Consider the following 14,746-nt stretch of genomic DNA (forward strand, 5'->3'; position numbering starts at 1 on the left):
GTCACTTAAAGTGTCGCGGGATGGAGCAGCCCGGTAGCTCGTCAGGCTCATAACCTGAAGGTCGCAGGTTCAAATCCTGCTCCCGCAACCACTTGGGTCGAACAAACTACCGAACAAGCCGCCTCAGGGCGGCTTTGTTCATTCTGGGACACACCCAACGCAAGCAAACCCGCCAGTTCCCCAACAAGTTCAATCGTATATTCCCCTTTTTCCGGGACCAATCGTATCTCATTCAGCAGACCGCGAATGATAGATGTCGCTTCAGCCTGGGAAGAGGGATCTTCCAGATATCTCCGCACGGCATCTTTGGTAATGCGATCTGCCGGGGATCGATCCAAAAGGGAAGGCTGATGACGCTTTATCCATGACAGCCAGTATCCGTAGCTCTGGCGTCGTTTGGTGCGGCTGCCTTCGGACCAGCTCGCTCAGGGGCCTGTACCGTCAAAGATGTCACCTTCTACGAACATGGCCTCCCAGGCGGTTTTATCCGCCTGGGGCCAATTTTGATAAAGAAGAACAAGAGGAATCGGGTTAGTCATCGGACGTCCCCCGGAACTTCGAAAGAACCACCTCATCATAGTGGTCGTGTGCCCATTGGTTGCCGAGCGATGCGTAGAAATCCATCGTCGTTTGGAGCCGCTTGTGCTTGAGCAGGCGGCGGACGGTCTCGAAGTCGCCGGGGCGTTCTTCTAGATAGAGCTTGGCCGCGATGTGGCGGAACAGATGTGGGTGAACCTTCAACCCGGTCTCACGAAAGATACGACGGGTCAGATCACCGCCAAAGTTTGCGGGCGACCGGGGCTTTCCGTCACTGCTGCGGGGGAACAGAGCGTGCCCACCCGCTTGCGACACCTGCGGACGGAATTGCATGATATAGCGGTGCAGAAGTTTGGAACTGCGGGTGTTCAGTTTGACCTCAATAGGCTCCCCATTCTTTACCTCGATCCCTTCGATGCGGATGGAATAATAGGTGTGCGTCCCCGAGCGGGCAGGGATCAAATGCTTGTCCAAATCAAGGTTCGCGAGATTTTTAACGCGTATGGGACAGCTCAGGAGGATCGTCAGTGCCGCCGCATGCATCGCCGCCAATGCGCTGTCGCGACGAGTCGGATTGTCATCCGCCCGTGCCATCAGCGTGTCCGGCAGGCTCAACAACAAGGCCACGTTCTCCCAATCATTGAACTGCGCAAGGCGTTCCGCATTCTTGTTGCTCATACCACGAGCGGTCGCTGCGACTTTCTTGTGAATGTCTTTGAGCGCCTTGATGGCGTCTTCGGGTGCGTTTAGGTGGTGCCGTGCAATGGCGATACACGTTGCTGCAACATTGCTCAGCCCGGTCGGCAGACCGTCGCTCCCACGCCGGTCTATGATCGTCCGGAAGGCTGTTTTGAGATTGTTCGCCGTAACCACCACAGAAAGGCTGGTAAACTTTTCCGGGCGTTGCCCCGAGGTTACCAGCGCGTCCAACATCTGCCGCAGACGGGCTTCGGTATTGCGCAGGCTGGTCTCACTCAACGGTTTGTCAGGCCCGTCATCGCTGAACAAATTGCGTTGCGCCAAGCGGTCGATATAGGCTTTGATCTCTGCTTGCAGGCTTTCCGGGTAGTCCGTCAGCGGGCGGGTCACATAGCAGTCCGACGACAAGCGGTCCAGCCGGGGAAGATCGAGACCGTGTTTGTCAATCACGCGGTTCCATGTATCGATCATGGACTGAATGTACTTGGCCGGTTCATTCTTCAGCAGCACAGCGTCGAGGACCGTCAGAAACGCCTGAACCACTTCGCCACCAATGTCCTTGGGCGAGATCGACCGGGCACTGCAATAGCGTGCAAACCGCATCAAGCCCCAAACCTGATGGGTGGATTGCACAGTCGTCAAAAACGCGCCCCACTCCGGGGTCAGTTCAGATTTGGCTTCAAAATCCTGCAACACCCCGACCGCTCGCAGGGCACTGGCCAGATCGCTTTTGGTAGTGCTGAGGGTGTTGGGCTTCACCCCGCAGGCGGCGGGATGCAGCGATGCCAGAAATTTGCGCAGTTGCGGAATGTTCGTCGGGATATCTGACGGAGGACGGTTCAGGTATGTACTGATGCGCGAAATCGCGGACAGTTTGGAGCGTTGACGTTTTTTGTTAGGGTCAGGATTGGACTTCAGAACGTCCAGAACCTCGGCCAACGTTGTTGGCGGTTGGATCTCTTGGTGATGTGTCATGATAAACCACTTCGGTTTTGAAATTGGGGACAAAAGGGGACAAACGAGGACAGGCAGACCCACGGCGGCCCTCTTGCAGACATTCGGGAAAACAAAGGTGTGAATTTGTAGCCAAAATCCATGACCCCGTTTTCCCGAACGCCGGAAAAGCCGAGATTTGTGAGGGCTTTAGAGAACATGGGCCGCTGCCAGATTGCCGCGTTGCTTGGCAAGGGCATGCAAATCACAGCGCGCGATGCGCCAATCGCGGCCCAGCCGGGTTGCAGGTAGATCACCGGATTTGATCCAGCGGCGAACGGTCTTGGTGCTAATGCGAAACAGCGCGGCGACATCGCGCACGCTGAGATAGGCGGACTCCTCCGAAATTGGCAGATCAACCATGATCAACCTCCGGGTCTTTGCCGTTGCAACTGGTTGCAAAGTCAGTCCGCGCCGCTTCGCGTGCCAACAGGCGCACAAGGCTGATCAAAAGTTCGGGGATATCAAGTTTGGGCAGGTTGCTCGTGGGAGCAGAAGACGAACACGTCATCGATACGTTCCTTTTAAAGGAACCGTTCGAAGCAATGATCGCGATGTTCTGGCTTAGGAGTACACTCCAAGCGACAAAACGCTGACCTCAAACGAGATCAGGATCATTGCTATCGAGTGTGTCAAGGACGATGAGTCGTCCTATTTTCTCCCAATGATTGCGGCCCAGCCATCACGGCTGGTGGATTGATAGTACTCTTAACCTATGAGCCGTCGCTTGCCTGTCAAGGGCAGCACGGCGTGGTTACCTCACGGTTACCACTACTGAGATCAGGCCCGACTTCTACATGTTTAACTCAATGAAGTTATTTAAATTTTGTCTGTTTTGACTTTGGGTGGTTATCCGGACGTGATAGTCTCAAGCGCAAGGGTGCCGGGTGAGTGCCTGGATACCTCCTCTCTCTGACAAGCGACGAGGCCACTCCGGTCGGTTAACGCCGATATGTGTCAACCCGGCCCCGATCTCTTCTGCGCAACTGACAACAGGTTCAGTCCCAGCCCCGCTTGACCGCACCGGACAGCATTACGGTGATCTTCTCTCCTATCGTTTGATCGGGATTGCGTTTGAACATGAAGATCTTGCTGAATCCGCACCGTGTTCCAAGACCGCGACTGTGCTGGATACGGTAGCCATGGCTCACGCGTTCGCGGACTTCTTTTACCATGTCGTGTTCGTTGATCTTCAAATCCCGGATCGCGTCTTCTTTCGACCGACGTCTAACCCGTTCGGCAACTGCGCCTTCAAGTAGTAGTTGTGCTTCCGGCACAAACAGCGCACATCCTTTGACATTTGGCGCGAGTTCTTGTTGGCTTCATTAATCCGGGATTGGCTTCGCGTTAACCGGCCTGCCAGAACCGTAGAGAAGTGAAGGGCCCGTTGCCGATGCTTACATTAAAGTCATGGCTCGAATCTCTGAAGTTGGAAAAATACCTCGACGTGATGGAAGCCAATTCCATTGATTTAGACGTCATCGGAGAGCTTTCTGAGCAGGATTTCGCAAGCCTTGGCATCGCGCTTGGCGATAGCAAACGACTTCTCAAAGCGATGAGGGCGCTGCCGGAGGAGAGGGAAGACCCCGACGTTGCCGGTTTTCAGGAATCCGCCTCCGCCTTCGAAATCGCGACAGAACGGCCGCGAAGGTCCATCGGCGAGTTGCGTCAGATGACGATCATGTTCGTTGATTTGGTCAACTCGACAGGGCTCGTGCAGGAACTGGGGATCGAGCAGTATCGAGACTCGCTCAAGGCCTTTCAGAACCTCTGTGCCGAAGCGATCAAAGAGAATTTCGGCTATGTCGCTCAATTCGTCGGTGACGGGGTGGTTGCCTACTTCGGTCACCCGGTAGCCAACGAAGATGATGCAGAGCGCGCAGTGCTCACGGCACTTGCAATCATCGAAAAAGTGAGCGTGATCCCTGTTCCCCCGCTAGAAAAACTGTCCGTGCGCATTGGCATAGCGACCGGCGATGTTCTGCTCGAAGATATTATGCACGGCACACAACAGGTCGACAGTTTCGTGCTGGGGGATATCCCCAACCTCGCCGCCCGCCTTCAGGCGCTGGCCGATCCTGGGCAAATTGCCATATCTGGGCGAACGCGGCGGCTTTTGGGGTACAACTTCCGCTGCACTTCGATCGGCAAACACCAACTGAAAGGATTTCCGAGCCCTGTAAGTGTTTGGCTGGTCAAAGAATCTCGAAAGACAGAGCTACGCTTCGAGAAGCGGATACACGGCGCGCTAACCCCCCTGATTGGACGTGAAGGCGAATTCAACTTGCTGCGCAGACGCTGGAACGCCGCCTGCCGTGGCGAAGGACAGGCAATATTTCTCTCTGGCGAGGCGGGGCTCGGAAAGTCGCGTCTAGCAGAGGAAATACAGCAAACGCTCGTTCTCCCCATGGGCCAGAGGCTCAGCTTCCAGTGCTCACCCTACCATGAAAACAGCTCGTTCTTTCCAATAAAGTCACATATCATCAATGCTGTCGGCCTTAAGGAAAACGACACTCTCAAAGAGCGTGAATCCAAACTGAAAACGTTTCTGGAAGAGCGCGGCAACGCCTCAGACGAAGTGACCTCACTGTTTTCCAACCTGCTTTCTTTCGGTGCGCCGGAGCAACGCCCGCCTGTGGCGCCCGAAGAGATTAAAACGCGCACTTTTGAGATCCTGCAAAACTACGTCGAACGCGCCTCGCTCAAAAAACCTGTCTTTATCCTCTTCGAAGACCTGCAATGGATCGATCCCTCTTCCGAAGAGTTGCTCAACAACCTGCTGGAGCGAATCGGCAATCTGCGGGTTATGGTACTGGGCACCTACCGCCCTGAATACACACCAAGGTGGTCGAACCTGCCCAAGGTCACCACATTGTCGTTGCCCAGTTTGGGCACGCGCGAAACAGCGCAGCTACTCGAAGCACTGATGAGCGACGGAATGGCACTGAACGGGCTTATGGAAACCATCATCACCCGCTCGGAAGGCGTACCGCTCTTTGTTGAGGAAATGGTGAGTATGCTGGCCCGCTCCGCGGGTTCAATCCGGCCGGACGGCCATTTGAAACAAGAAACACTATTCCCGTCGAACTTGAAGGACCTGCTCCGGGTCCGGCTCGACCATCTGAGCGTCGCACCGGACACGATTTCAATTTGTGCCGCTCTGGGACAGGGCTTTACGAGTGATCTCGTCGCCGCCGTTGCTGGGCGACCGGTCGATGAAATCCTGTCAGAGCTTCAAAACCTCGCACGCGCACAGACCATGGTGGAGAAATTTGAAGGAGGCGAAAGCAGTTTTTCTTTCCGCCATGCCCTGATCAGCGATGTCGCCTACGAGGCGATCTTACCACAACAGGCAAGGAGTCTGCACCTCCGCATTGCCGAAACCATGGTAGCGCGTTTTGCGAACCTTTGCGCACGTCAGCCCGAAATTCTGGCGCTGCACTACAAAAAGGCGGAACAATTCGACGCAGCGCGGGATCGGTGGCACGAAGCTGCCAAGCTGAGCCTGCGCAACTATGCCAGCAACGAAGCAATTGCCCAGATGAGCGCCGCGATCGAGGCGCACGACAGGCTTGAGCACCACGAAACGTCCGACCAGATCGAGATCAAATTGCGCCAGTCTCTCGCCGTCGCCCTTGAAATGCGCAGCTGGGGCTCGCCCGACATCACAAGAAATCTGGAAAAGCTGATCGCGCTTAACGAGAAAAGTGGCGATCACGAAGTGGCTTTTACCAACCTCCACCAGCTCATAGGTGAACACTTGATCGGTGGCCGCCCCGATGCGGCCTGGCCGTATTGCGAACAAATGACTGACATGCTGGCCGATGACCCCAATGCCGCTTTGCACACCTTAAGCGAACACAATAGCGGCTTGGCTTCGCTGCTTAGGGGCGAATTCGACCAGGCGATTTCTCATCTGGACCGTGCACTTGAACATCGCGCCCAGTGCGACTTGAGCGAAATCAACCGATTCTATCCAGCGGATACGGAAATTGTCGATATGGTGATGCGCTGCTGGGCACGCACTCTGCAGGACCCTGAAGATGACAAGGTGCGCTCGGAACTGGAGCAGGCGATAGCCAAAACCCGCGCCGAACGCAGCGAATTCTCCCGCTGCTACGCGTTGAGCATTATCGCGTCCATTTACTGTACCTACGGTGAGCCCGCACCCTGTCTAGAATTTGCCAAGGAAGCGTACGAAACCAGCAAAAGAAAGAAATTCAAGTATTGGGAACACTGGTCCGCCGTACTTGTGGGATGGGCCGAGACCAGATGTGGCGAAGCAACGAGTGTCAAGACCCTACGGGACGGGCTTGAAAAATATGTGGAGACAGGATCGGGTCAGATCGTTGCCTTCTCGCACAGCCTGCTTGCGGATGCCTTGCTCCATCAGGGCGATCCGGAAGAAGCCGCCGTGGAAATGTCCAAAGCCCGTGAGATTCTTGCGGTCTCCTCCATCAGGTTCCATGAACGGCTGACCGATACAATCGAAAAGAAGATTAAGGCCCATCCCGCCGTTTGACCACGCTGCACCCTGCAACCCGAAATCCCGTTCACAGTCCACATTTTCCCGCAAACCGGTGGAATTCTTAGATTTTTTAAACCGAACGTGCTACGGTTCTGGCATTACTCGAATTTTGTTGTCGGAGTAAATTATGAAAAGACCCAGTTTAAGTATGTTGCTGTTAACTTGCATTGTCGCTCTTTTTTCCGGTTGTTCCTATGTAGTGGAAGACGAGAAGGGATCATCATTCAACACGATCAACCTGCCCGACCAGAAGGTGGTCGCGGGCGGAGTATCTCCTAACAAGAATCTGGAAGACCCGCCCAAGCCAGTGAAAGAGTTCACGGAAGCGGATTTCAAAAGGCTCCTGTCGCAGCTCAGTGAGCCCCCTTGCGATCCCCAGCAGGAGTTTTGTCCTGCCATTAACCGTGCGTCGGTTGTCCGTGACTACGGCGGATTTTCCGGGGTCGCAACCGAGCCGGTTGTAAGGGTTGCGAACAACAGGAACCTGTTCGGCACAAGGACAGTTTCGGTCAAGGGGCAGATATTGGACAAATGTCTGCACGACTCTAGGCTCGCCGGGTATTATTATTCTGGTGGCGCAGATGGTCCGTATGCAAAATCAAGCGGCGACCTTCGTCTCTGTGTCCTGATGCGAACCGCAGTCTCGCGTGCTGGAAGGCTGACGCCAGCAGTTCGTTACCAGTACTTCCACGTCGAGGCCGGGAACGCCAGGGTCGACAAAAAAACTATAGAAGACGCGATAAAAGGTGTATTTCACAAAGCCTTTGATGCGACAGAACTGAAGGTCAGCGCTGCCATGGCGGAGCCGTTCGAATACAAGCTTTATGCCGCGAAACAGGACATCAAAATCGTCAACTATTGGGAAGCGAATTGGGAGCTTGGCAAGGGCCGCGCAAAATGGAAAAAATTCGATCAAAGCACAGTTCCACCCGGAAGTCTGAATCGTATCCCCCTGATCTTTGCGGATAACGGGACCGCCTGTATTGACATGATGTTCCCGGAGGAAACGGGCGTACCAATGACACTAAAACCCAACGCCGCGGCCGGTGTCCACTATTGCCTCGGTCGTTGTTCAAAACCGCCCATCGTGAACACGCGCTGACAGAGCGGTGAGTTTGGCGACCCTGTCGCGCGTTGCGTGTTTCAGCCGGCGCCGTTTTTTCTACTTCGCGAACGTTGCATTTGCCCTTTTAGGCGAGCCGGCATGAACTTCCATGTCGAAGGCTCCACCAGCGATGTCCCGTAGAAAGCTGGATATAACTACGCACGTGAAGGGTCCTGTGCGGGGCTTTTCTCGCTTGGTCGTCCTTCATCTGGCTCTGAAATGCACGCAACGCAGAGGCGTCTGTGAACCCATGCCGGACTTCAAGAAACTGGGAGCCGGTGTAGCAGATCCGCAGGCGATCATTCTGATCGAACGAAAGAACGCGAGTAGGAAGGTCCAGACCTGCTCGCATGTTCTCTTTCAGAATGGGCGTGTGACCCACCTGCTCGCAAACGCACACTGGCTTGCATATGAGGACCGATATCACACCGGGTTGGACATCTGATTATCGTGGTTTCGATTTGGTAAAGGTAGACAATCTGCCTTAGCCGCGCGTGTTGATAGCAGATCGCGGCTATGATGCTGACAAAACACGTAGACAGATGAATAATCGAGTTGTGATGACCCAGATATCGGTACGGAAAAACACAAAGATGCGCGTTGGTGTCGACCGTTCACTCTGCCGTCCGCGAAAACGGGTCGAGCGCTGCTTTAACAGGCTCAAGAACGCTCGACGTGTCGCGATCCGCTACCACAAGGCCGCAGAAAGCTTCCTGGGATATCATAGACATAGAGTCCAACCGACTTTGGCTTCGCCATTTGTCAACATGAACTAGTCGCCAGTTCTCTTGATTAACGGCGTAAGTCGCGATCACCACCGCAGGTCACAAAGTCCAAAGTGCCATTCGCTGCGCTCACATGAGCGCATCTCGGTTTTATCGATGCCTCAATTTTGGCGTGCGAGAAGAATTGACCTATCGCGTCGCATCCAAACCCGGTGGAACGCCCTTGCAATAGCCGCCCGCACAAAACACACCTGCGTTTGGCAGCGACGCCGGCACGGAAATGTCAAAACCATTAACCTTATCCACGAACCAAATGTCGATACAGGCATTCCCTACAATCAGGTATGCAGGGTTGTTGGGCGGCAGCGCCGTGCCGTCAATTTGCATAAGTACAAGCTGAATTCCCGTTCCTCTTGCAATAAACCGCTGCTGATACGAACCACCATTGGGCGGCGGGTTTGAAAAGCCGCCTGATTCTTCGACTTTCAGGCTTTGGCCATTCACATTGAATACCCACCGCACATTAATTGGGATGCCCTCTATGTCGTTCGTAAGTAGATTACGACATAGGACAAACTTGGTGGTTCTTATGTCGAATTGGCCACGACCAAGACCCTCGTTCGCGTCTTGATCAAAAGCGTACTGGACGGCAGTCATGGAACTGCGACCCAAAATAGCCGTTTTGTAGATTTCCCATTTGTTATTTGGATTGCCCAGATCTGGTGGGGCAGGCGGAAGCGCCTTACACTTTTCTGCGCCGATGTCAGAAACTGTTAGCATTTCTATCGCTGCCGCGGCTTGCACTCCACCACCGTTCAGTTCTTCATCTTCAAAATACCCGAGTGAGTCACCAAGGGCTTCCAACCCAGGGTTATCACTTTGTCTCAGAGCATTGATAAAAGCATCTTCGTTCAATGATCTATAACCATCCTCCTCCGAAGCATTTATCGCAAGTGCGGACTCGGAGCTTAGGCCCAACTCGCTTATTTGGTCGGAAAGCTCTTTTAGGTCAAAAAACTTCTTTATGTGGTTACCTTCAGAATCTTTCTCCTCGGACAGATAGCTGTAGAAAACACTTGGCACCGTCACGATTTCGTTGTCCTGACCGCGAACATCCGTCGCAATGGACAATGAAACCAATAAACACATCGGAGTTCCGTAACGAGCCTTGCTAAAAAAGGCCGTGCAAAGACTACTGATCATAAAACTCTCCCTGGAAAACTTAACGACAAAAAAGCAAAGACTTAAAAACAACAGCAATCAGCTAAGTGCGATTGGACGGCAAAACGTTCACGCAATGAGCAAACCGCTGTAGCGGTGTAAGGTTAGCACAATTCAGCATTCGCTGCACTGGATTTGTAGCAGTGCGACGTACAGTTGCCGCTTGGGCATTTTGTTTTCGCCGGAAGCTTCATTCTTAGCAACTAAACCAAGTAAACTGCCAAACACAGCATCAGATATAAAAATAACGGTCATTTATTCGGCAATAGCGCGAATCTCAGCCTCGTCTCGTGCCGTTAGGCCGAGAACTATGATTTTGGGCTAGACCATGCGTGGTGTGTTGAGCTTTCCAAATTGCTTGGTCTCGTGTGCCAAACAAATGCGCATAGCTAGGCCCATAGTGTGCTTCGTCAAGTGATAGAAGCGGTCACATCGCCGACAAGAGCACGATCGCTTTGTAAGCATATAAAAGCGTCCAGCCTCTTTGCTCTAAGAATTGATTGGGTTCAGCGGCATCATAGCCGCCACGCAAGATGCGCGCAAAATGCAGCGTCCGCTGCGGTTTCATTCGCCCCCGTGCCGTTATCGTATCTGACCTGAAAACCCGATCAATTTCGCGTTTCAAATCGTTCCATCCTTTCGGTCTGGAGTTGGGAAGGCTGGCAATGGTGACCCTCCCGGGCCGCCCCTCTTGCAGGCTTTAATTCAGTACAGTCGCTCAGAATCTTCTCGAAGAGACTCCGGACTTTTTTGTATGCCTCTAACTTGGCGTTTCCAGACACTTTTTTTGACTGCCGGTAAAGCTCTACCGCCTCTACGAATAGGTTGTTAACTTCCGTGTCATTGTTTTGTGCTCGCACTTCGAATGCTGAAATGCAAAAAAAAGCAAACGCCAGCAAAACGGTTCAACGCACGTGTTGCGACGATCCGTTGTAATCACCGCCTATACCTGGCATTTCAGTTGCGTTCGGCATCGGTGGTTGCGTCCTCCCGCAAGCAATTGTGTCGAACAAAGCCCCGAACAGACCGCCGCAGGGCGGCTTTGTTCGTTTTGAATCTCAACCAACGCAAATACACCGACAGTTCCTCGACAAGTTTAATCGCATACTTCCGTTCTAACGGGATCAACTTGATCTCCGATAGACAGCTGCGAATGATGGATGTCGTCTCGGCTTCTGTGCATTGAGCATTCAACGCTTCTTTTCAAAGTTAACTTGATGATTGTCGATGACTGAAGGCGGCTTTTGCGACGAAAGTTGTTAAGTATCATTCATTAAACGCTATAGGTCAAAACCAGACAATCTGGTGCGATGTCTGCCTCAGATACAAACGTTTACCGGAACTCCAATCTCAGAATGGCAACATTTCAAACTGCCTATTCGAAGCGGTCTAAGTACGTTTTCGATTTGTCAAATTTTGTGTTGAAGGAACCCTTGTCAAAGGTCTGAGACGGCATCGGCGCAGATGGTAAGCCGGCAAAGACTACGTTTCACACGACCAAGTTACTCGCAGCAAGCCAAAGCGTTACGGAAAAAACAAGAAAACGTAGATGAAGTAACATAAAGCTTGCTGCGAATCGATGAGAGGCTTATTAACCGACCTACCGGTCACTTAATGATGTGAATTCAAATTCGGAGTAATCGACCTATGGACGCCTTTATCTGCGACGCCCAGCGCACCCCGATCGGACGATATGGTGGTGGACTAAGCCAGGTGCGCACAGATGATCTTGCCGCCCTGCCAATCGCTTCGCTTGTCGCGCGTAACCCACAGGTGGATTGGTCCAGTCTGGACGACGTGATTTATGGCGATGCGAACCAAGCCGGTGAAAGCAACCGCAATGTGGCGCGGATGGCGGCATTGCTGGCAGGGCTGCCGGTGGATGTACCGGGAACGACAATCAATCGGCTCTGCGCGTCTGGCATGGATGCGGTGGGCATGGCTGCGCGCGCCATCAAGGCTGGGGATTATGACATGGCGATCGCGGGTGGGGTCGAAAGCATGTCGCGTGCGCCATTTGTGATGCCCAAGGCAACATCCGCCTTTACTCGCGCCAATGCCGTTTACGACACCACGATCGGCTGGCGCTTTGTGAACCCGAAAATGGAAAAGGAATTTGGTATCGACTCGATGCCCGAAACAGCGGATAACGTAGCGGAAGCTTATGGTATCAGTCGCTCCGATCAGGACGCGTTTGCCGAACGCAGCCAGGCCCGCTGGGCCGCGGCGCACCAGACCGGGGTGTTTCAGGAGGAGATCACCCCGGTCACAATCCCACAGCGCAAAGGTGACCCGGTGGTGGTCGACACGGACGAGCATCCGCGACCGGGGACTACAGCAGAGAAACTGTCTGGCCTAAAGGGCATCAACGGGGTGGACAAGACTGTGACCGCTGGAAACGCCTCGGGTGTTAACGACGGCGCGGCAGCGATCCTGATGGCGAATGAATCTGCTGCGGCAAAGAACGATCTGACCCCGATTGCCCGTGTGGTTGGCATGTCCGTTGCTGGAGTGGAGCCGCGCGTGATGGGCATCGGCCCGGTTCCAGCCAGCCGTAAGGTGCTTGCACGGGCTGGGCTCAGCATCGATCAGATGGATGTGATAGAATTAAACGAGGCGTTTGCCTCGCAGGGCCTAGCCACGCTGCGCGAACTCGGGGTGCCTGATGATGCGCCGCATGTGAACCCAAATGGCGGGGCAATCGCCATTGGCCACCCGCTTGGAATGAGCGGTGCGCGGCTAGTGATGACTGCTGCCTATCAACTGCGCCGCACCGGAGGCCGCTACGCGCTCTGTACCATGTGTGTCGGGGTAGGGCAGGGTGCCGCACTTATTCTTGAACGTGTGTAAGGGAGGAGACCTCACATGTACGCTCAGATGATTAAAACAGCCGGATCCGGCGTGAAATCCCGCGAGGAGATGACCGAGCAGGAGCGCGCGTTTCAGGACAAGATCGATGCCGATATCAAGATCGAGCCCAAGGATTGGATGCCCGACGACTATCGCGCGACACTGATCCGTCAAATTGGCCAGCACGCACATTCTGAAATCGTAGGCCAGCTGCCCGAAGGAAACTGGATCACCCGAGCGCCAACGCTGGAGCGCAAGGCGATCCTGCTGGCCAAGGTGCAGGATGAGGCCGGGCATGGGCTGTATCTTTATTGCGCGGCAGAAACGCTGGGTGTCAGCCGGGATGAGATCACCGAGATGCTGCTGGACGGGCGCATGAAGTATTCGTCGATCTTCAACTACCCGACACTGAACTGGGCCGATATAGGCGCGGTCGGATGGCTGGTCGATGGCGCTGCGATCATGAACCAGGTTCCGCTGCAGCGGACATCCTTCGGACCATACTCGCGCGCAATGATCCGCATCTGCAAAGAAGAGAGCTTTCACCAGCGCCAGGGCTATGATGCGATCCGCAAGATGGCAGAGGGTACGCCAGAACAGCGTAAGATGGCGCAGGATGCAATAAATCGACTGTGGTACCCGTCGCTGATGATGTTCGGGCCGTCGGACAAGGAAAGCGTGCATTCGGCGCAATCCATGGCGTGGAAGATCAAGATCAACGCCAATGACGAGCTGCGCCAGAAATTCGTGGATCAGACCGTGCCTCAGGCCGAATATCTGGGTCTGAGTATCCCTGACCCGGACCTGAAATGGAACGAAGAACGGGGCCATTATGATTACACCGACCCGGACTGGTCCGAGTTTTTCGATGTGATCAAGGGCAACGGCCCCTGCAATGTCGACCGGCTGGCCGCGCGTAACAAGGCGTGGGACGACGGTAAATGGGTTCGCGACGGGCTGCTGGCTCATGCCCGCAAGAAACGCGCCGCAAATCTGGCTGCAGAATAAGACTGCCCTGAGGAGGATACCAAATGAACAACGAATGGCCCCTGTGGGAAATTTTCATCCGCGGACAACATGGCATGAGCCACCGCCATGTTGGATCGTTACACGCCCCGGACGCGGAAATGGCGATCAAGAACGCGCGCGATGTCTATACGCGCCGCAACGAAGGCGTTTCGATCTGGGTGGTTGAGGCCAACAACATCTCGGCCTCATCGCCCAGCGACAAAGGTCCGCTGTACGAGCCCAGCGAAAGTAAAGTGTACCGCCATCCAACCTTCTTCGATATTCCCGAAGAAGTGGGGGCGATGTAATGAGTGTTCCGGTTTCCAATGACGCTTTGCTGCAGTTTCTGCTGCGGATGGGGGACAATACCCTGATCCTCGGCCATCGCGTCAGCGAATGGTGCGGCCATGCGCCTGTGCTGGAGGAAGACATCGCGCTGGCCAATACCGCGCTGGACCTGATCGGACAGACTCAGATGTGGCTGGGTCTTGCGGGTGAGATCGACGGCGGCAAATCCGCCGATGATCTGGCCTTTCTGCGCGACGCCTGGGATTTCCGCAATGTGCTGCTGGTCGAAGTGCCGAACGGCGACTTCGGCCGCACGCTGATGCGTCAGTTCCTGTTTGATGCTTGGCATTCGATCATGCTGGGGCATCTGATGAAATCCTCTGACGAACGTGTTGCGGCGATCGCCGCCAAGGCCAGCAAAGAAGTTAGCTATCACCTCGAACGTTCGGGCGATACGGTTGTGGGCCTCGGCGACGGGACCGAGGAAAGTCATGCCCGCATGCAAGAGGCGCTGGACTATCTCTGGCCATATGTCGGCGAGATGTTTGCCAGTGACGATGTTGATGCAGAAATGGTTGCGGCGAGGATTGCCCCGAACCCGGCAGATCTGCGCGCAGAATATGACGCTCTGATCGAGCGTGTGCTGTCCGAGGCGACACTAACCATTCCCGAAAGCCGCTTTGCCCATAAGGGCGGGCGCGACGGTCGCATGCATACCGAGCATCTGGGCCATCTTCTGACACAGATGCAGTGGTTGCAGCGCGCCTATCCCGGCGCGAAGTGGTAAGGATC

The 14,746-nt window shown here is 54.5% G+C and carries 11 protein-coding genes, 1 tRNA gene and 1 pseudogene; 8 read left to right on the forward strand and 5 right to left on the reverse strand.

Going from position 1 to position 14,746, the window contains the following annotated elements:
- The first annotated feature begins 14 nt into the window (after nt 1–14).
- A tRNA-Met gene (locus ACR0AW_RS20860) sits at nt 15–91 on the forward strand.
- A 440-nt stretch (nt 92–531) separates the two neighbouring features.
- On the opposite strand, the gene ACR0AW_RS20865 is transcribed toward ACR0AW_RS20860, so the two are convergent.
- The 3 genes from ACR0AW_RS20865 to ACR0AW_RS20875 form a co-directional block, all read right to left on the reverse strand.
- A complete protein-coding gene (locus ACR0AW_RS20865; RefSeq protein WP_170734240.1) occupies nt 532–2,211 on the reverse strand; it encodes a site-specific integrase in 1,680 nt (559 codons plus the stop codon).
- A gap of 168 nt (nt 2,212–2,379) precedes the next feature.
- On the reverse strand, nt 2,380–2,592 hold the full coding sequence (locus tag ACR0AW_RS20870; RefSeq protein WP_170734239.1) for a helix-turn-helix domain-containing protein: 213 nt from the start codon (nt 2,590–2,592) through the stop codon (nt 2,380–2,382).
- Nucleotides 2,593–3,227: 635 nt separating this feature from the next.
- Nucleotides 3,228–3,506, reverse strand: coding sequence for a hypothetical protein (locus ACR0AW_RS20875; protein ID WP_170734238.1), 279 nt, complete (start codon nt 3,504–3,506; stop codon nt 3,228–3,230).
- A gap of 116 nt (nt 3,507–3,622) precedes the next feature.
- Here ACR0AW_RS20875 and ACR0AW_RS20880 point away from each other — a divergent pair, with 116 nt between their 5' ends.
- From ACR0AW_RS20880 to ACR0AW_RS20890, 3 genes and pseudogenes are all read left to right on the forward strand, one after another.
- The gene (locus ACR0AW_RS20880; protein ID WP_170734237.1) at nt 3,623–6,751 is read left to right on the forward strand and encodes an AAA family ATPase; all 3,129 of its coding nucleotides are present in this window, start codon (nt 3,623–3,625) and stop codon (nt 6,749–6,751) included.
- A gap of 133 nt (nt 6,752–6,884) precedes the next feature.
- On the forward strand, nt 6,885–7,859 hold the full coding sequence (locus ACR0AW_RS20885) for a hypothetical protein (protein WP_170734236.1): 975 nt from the start codon (nt 6,885–6,887) through the stop codon (nt 7,857–7,859).
- A gap of 404 nt (nt 7,860–8,263) precedes the next feature.
- Nucleotides 8,264–8,633: pseudogene (locus ACR0AW_RS20890) on the forward strand (transposase); the annotation flags it as partial.
- 143 nt (nt 8,634–8,776) lie between these two features.
- On the opposite strand, the gene ACR0AW_RS20895 reads toward ACR0AW_RS20890, so the two are convergent.
- Together ACR0AW_RS20895 and ACR0AW_RS20900 are read right to left on the reverse strand one after the other, a co-directional pair.
- Complete coding sequence (locus ACR0AW_RS20895; protein ID WP_170734234.1) at nt 8,777–9,790, reverse strand: hypothetical protein; 1,014 nt, start codon at nt 9,788–9,790, stop codon at nt 8,777–8,779.
- A 445-nt stretch (nt 9,791–10,235) separates the two neighbouring features.
- Nucleotides 10,236–10,433 carry a hypothetical protein gene (locus tag ACR0AW_RS20900; protein WP_170734233.1) on the reverse strand — a complete coding sequence of 66 codons (198 nt, stop codon included), beginning with the start codon at nt 10,431–10,433 and terminating at the stop codon, nt 10,236–10,238.
- Nucleotides 10,434–11,455: 1,022 nt separating this feature from the next.
- Between ACR0AW_RS20900 and pcaF the strand changes: the two genes are divergently transcribed.
- Genes pcaF through paaC form a run of 4 tightly spaced genes read left to right on the forward strand, consistent with a single transcriptional unit; the run spans nt 11,456 to nt 14,741 of the window.
- On the forward strand, nt 11,456–12,658 hold the full coding sequence (gene pcaF, locus ACR0AW_RS20905) for a 3-oxoadipyl-CoA thiolase (protein ID WP_170404698.1): 1,203 nt from the start codon (nt 11,456–11,458) through the stop codon (nt 12,656–12,658).
- Between the two features lie 15 nt (nt 12,659–12,673).
- Nucleotides 12,674–13,666, forward strand: a complete 993-nt coding sequence (paaA, locus tag ACR0AW_RS20910; RefSeq protein WP_170734232.1) for a 1,2-phenylacetyl-CoA epoxidase subunit PaaA — start codon at nt 12,674–12,676, stop codon at nt 13,664–13,666.
- A 23-nt stretch (nt 13,667–13,689) separates the two neighbouring features.
- The gene (paaB, locus tag ACR0AW_RS20915) at nt 13,690–13,974 is read left to right on the forward strand and encodes a 1,2-phenylacetyl-CoA epoxidase subunit PaaB (RefSeq protein WP_170404692.1); all 285 of its coding nucleotides are present in this window, start codon (nt 13,690–13,692) and stop codon (nt 13,972–13,974) included.
- Nucleotides 13,974–14,741: a 1,2-phenylacetyl-CoA epoxidase subunit PaaC gene (gene paaC, locus ACR0AW_RS20920; RefSeq protein ID WP_170734231.1), complete on the forward strand. Its 768-nt coding sequence runs from the start codon at nt 13,974–13,976 to the stop codon at nt 14,739–14,741. Before paaB ends, paaC begins: the two co-directional genes overlap by 1 nt.
- Nucleotides 14,742–14,746: the final 5 nt, after the last annotated feature.

The sequence above is a fragment of the Ruegeria sp. C5 genome, assembly GCF_056537605.1.

Coding starts and splice junctions, on each gene's coding strand:
- ACR0AW_RS20865 (WP_170734240.1), bottom strand. CDS start 2,211: ATGACACATCACCAAGAGATCCAACCGCCAACAACGTTGGCCGAGGTT.
- ACR0AW_RS20870 (WP_170734239.1), bottom strand. CDS start 2,592: ATGGTTGATCTGCCAATTTCGGAGGAGTCCGCCTATCTCAGCGTGCGC.
- ACR0AW_RS20880 (WP_170734237.1), top strand. CDS start 3,623: ATGCTTACATTAAAGTCATGGCTCGAATCTCTGAAGTTGGAAAAATAC.
- ACR0AW_RS20885 (WP_170734236.1), top strand. CDS start 6,885: ATGAAAAGACCCAGTTTAAGTATGTTGCTGTTAACTTGCATTGTCGCT.
- ACR0AW_RS20895 (WP_170734234.1), bottom strand. CDS start 9,790: ATGATCAGTAGTCTTTGCACGGCCTTTTTTAGCAAGGCTCGTTACGGA.
- pcaF (WP_170404698.1), top strand. CDS start 11,456: ATGGACGCCTTTATCTGCGACGCCCAGCGCACCCCGATCGGACGATAT.
- paaA (WP_170734232.1), top strand. CDS start 12,674: ATGTACGCTCAGATGATTAAAACAGCCGGATCCGGCGTGAAATCCCGC.
- paaB (WP_170404692.1), top strand. CDS start 13,690: ATGAACAACGAATGGCCCCTGTGGGAAATTTTCATCCGCGGACAACAT.
- paaC (WP_170734231.1), top strand. CDS start 13,974: ATGAGTGTTCCGGTTTCCAATGACGCTTTGCTGCAGTTTCTGCTGCGG.